Here is a 278-nt window from a genome sequence, read left to right as displayed (position 1 = left end):
GGCGGTTGGCGGTGACTGCGCGCATGCGCAGACCCCAGGGCGTGCGCTTCATGACGTAGAGCAGCACGCCGAACACCAGGAGCGCGAAGACCAGGATCCACAGCCGGTTCCAGGTGATGGCCAGCTGGCCGATGTCGAACGAGCCCGACATCCAGGACGGATTGCCGACCTCCTGGTTGGTCGGCCCGAAAATGGTCCGCACCGCCTGCTGCAGGATCAGCGAGACTCCCCAGGTCGCAAGCAGCGTCTCCAGCGGCCGGCCGTAGAGGAAGCGGATG

At 66.5% G+C, this 278-nt stretch carries 1 pseudogene; it reads right to left on the bottom strand.

From position 1 onward, the window contains the following. A pseudogene (locus tag EN807_RS35150) lies at positions 1 to 278 on the bottom strand (urea ABC transporter permease subunit UrtB); the annotation flags it as partial.

The organism is Mesorhizobium sp. M5C.F.Ca.ET.164.01.1.1, assembly GCF_004792125.1.
Lineage (GTDB): Bacteria > Pseudomonadota > Alphaproteobacteria > Rhizobiales > Rhizobiaceae > Mesorhizobium > Mesorhizobium wenxiniae.
Note: the sequence above shows the minus strand (reverse complement) of the source record. Positions and strands in the feature narration are given on the sequence as shown.